The sequence below is a fragment of the Pseudomonas sp. P4_D7 genome (assembly GCF_056401755.1).
On the sequence record NZ_JBFUIR010000141.1, the window covers coordinates 1 to 2,218 of the forward strand.

Consider the following 2,218-nt stretch of genomic DNA (forward strand, 5'->3'; position numbering starts at 1 on the left):
TCCAGGGACTGCACGGTCACGCGCTCAGCGCCCATATGACCGGACATTTTTTTGCCCTCCAGGGACTGCACGGTCACGCGCTCAGCGCCCATATGACCGGACATTTTTTTGCCCTTGAATACACGACCAGGAGTCTGGCACTGGCCGATAGAGCCTGGGACGCGGTGGGATACGGAGTTACCGTGGGTGTTATCTTGCCCGCGGAAATTCCAACGCTTGATCGTACCCTGGAAGCCTTTACCCTTGGACTGACCGGTTACATCAACCAGTTGACCAGCGGCGAAGATTTCAGCGTTGATCAGATCGCCAGCCTGGTACTCGCCTTCTTCAAGACGGAATTCCATGGTAGTGCGACCAGCGGCAACGTTCGCTTTAGCGAAGTGGCCAGCCTGAGCTGCTGTTACACGCGAAGCACGACGCTCGCCGACAGTGACTTGCACTGCACGATAGCCATCGGTCTCTTCAGTTTTGAACTGGGTGACGCGATTCGGCTCGATCTCAATGACCGTGACCGGAATGGAGACACCTTCTTCGGTGAAAATACGGGTCATACCGCATTTACGACCGACTACACCAATAGTCATGTTGTAAACCTCATGAGTGTACGGGGCTTTCACCCGCTATGGCCGCCCATTTCAGAGCGTTACACGACTAAGACCGAGTCTTAGCCGAGGCTGATCTGCACTTCCACACCGGCCGCAAGATCAAGCTTCATAAGAGCATCAACGGTTTTATCCGTTGGCTGGACAATGTCCAGAACGCGCTTATGAGTGCGGATTTCGTACTGGTCACGCGCGTCTTTGTTGACGTGCGGAGAAACCAGAACGGTGAACCGCTCTTTACGGGTAGGCAGTGGAATTGGACCACGCACTTGAGCACCAGTACGTTTCGCGGTTTCCACGATTTCCTGGGTTGATTGGTCGATCAGGCGATGGTCGAAAGCCTTCAACCTGATACGGATTTGCTGATTTTGCATTGGATTTCAGACTCCGGCTGCTATTCCCACCGAGCGCAATACGCCCGTTAAAAGGAGGCGCAATTCTATAGACGCCCCAGATGGGTGTCAACCCAATAAAAAAGCCCCCGCTGAGCGGGGGCTTTTTTCAAAGCATCAAGCAAACTCTAAAAAAGAGAATTACTCGATGATTTTGGCTACGACGCCAGCGCCGACGGTACGACCGCCTTCACGGATAGCGAAACGCAGACCGTCTTCCATCGCGATGGTTTTGATCAGGGTAACAGTCATCTGAATGTTGTCACCTGGCATTACCATTTCAACGCCTTCTGGCAGCTCGCAGTTACCAGTCACGTCAGTAGTACGGAAGTAGAACTGTGGACGGTAGCCTTTGAAGAACGGAGTGTGACGACCGCCTTCTTCCTTGCTCAGAACGTAAACTTCTGCGGTGAACTTGGTGTGCGGCTTAACSGAACCCGGCTTAACCAGAACCTGACCACGCTCAACGTCGTCACGCTTGGTACCACGCAGCAGAACGCCGCAGTTCTCGCCAGCACGACCTTCGTCGAGCAGCTTGCGGAACATTTCAACACCGGTGCAAGTAGTAACGGTGGTGTCACGCAGACCAACGATTTCCAGCGGATCCTGAACGCGAACGATACCGCGCTCGATACGACCAGTCACAACAGTACCGCGACCCGAGATCGAGAATACGTCTTCGATTGGCATCAGGAATGGCTTGTCGATCATACGAACTGGTTCTGGGATGTAAGCATCCAGAGTCTCAACCAGTTTCTTGACGGCAGTGGTGCCCATCTCGTTGTCGTCTTTGCCTTCCAGAGCCATACGAGCCGAACCGATGATGATTGGAGTGTCATCGCCCGGGAAGTCGTAGGTGGACAGCAGGTCACGAACTTCCATCTCAACCAGYTCCAGCAGCTCTGCGTCGTCTACCAGGTCAGCCTTGTTCAGGAAAACCACGATGTACGGAACGCCTACCTGACGGGACAGCAGGATGTGCTCACGGGTTTGCGGCATCGGACCATCAGCGGCCGAGCAAACCAGAATAGCGCCGTCCATTTGAGCAGCACCGGTGATCATGTTCTTCACATAGTCAGCGTGACCTGGGCAGTCAACGTGAGCGTAGTGACGGATCTTCGAGTTGTACTCAACGTGTGCGGTGTTGATGGTGATACCGCGAGCTTTTTCTTCTGGTGCGCTGTCGATCTTGTCGAAGTCAACGATTGCGGAACCGAAAACTTC

The 2,218-nt window shown here is 53.9% G+C and carries 3 protein-coding genes; all 3 read right to left on the reverse strand.

Annotation, left to right across the window (positions count from 1 at the left end):
* On the reverse strand, positions 1-584 hold a 584-nt coding region (rplC, locus tag AC1DVF_RS29065), incomplete at its 3' end, for a 50S ribosomal protein L3 (RefSeq protein ID WP_477783609.1).
* An 80-nt stretch (positions 585-664) separates the two neighbouring features.
* Positions 665-976, reverse strand: a complete 312-nt coding sequence (gene rpsJ, locus AC1DVF_RS29070; protein WP_003186070.1) for a 30S ribosomal protein S10 — start codon at positions 974-976, stop codon at positions 665-667.
* A 159-nt stretch (positions 977-1,135) separates the two neighbouring features.
* The coding region (gene tuf / locus AC1DVF_RS29075) for an elongation factor Tu (RefSeq protein WP_477783610.1) at positions 1,136-2,218 on the reverse strand (1,083 nt) is incomplete at its 5' end.

Coding starts and splice junctions, on each gene's coding strand:
- rpsJ (WP_003186070.1), bottom strand. CDS start 976: ATGCAAAATCAGCAAATCCGTATCAGGTTGAAGGCTTTCGACCATCGC.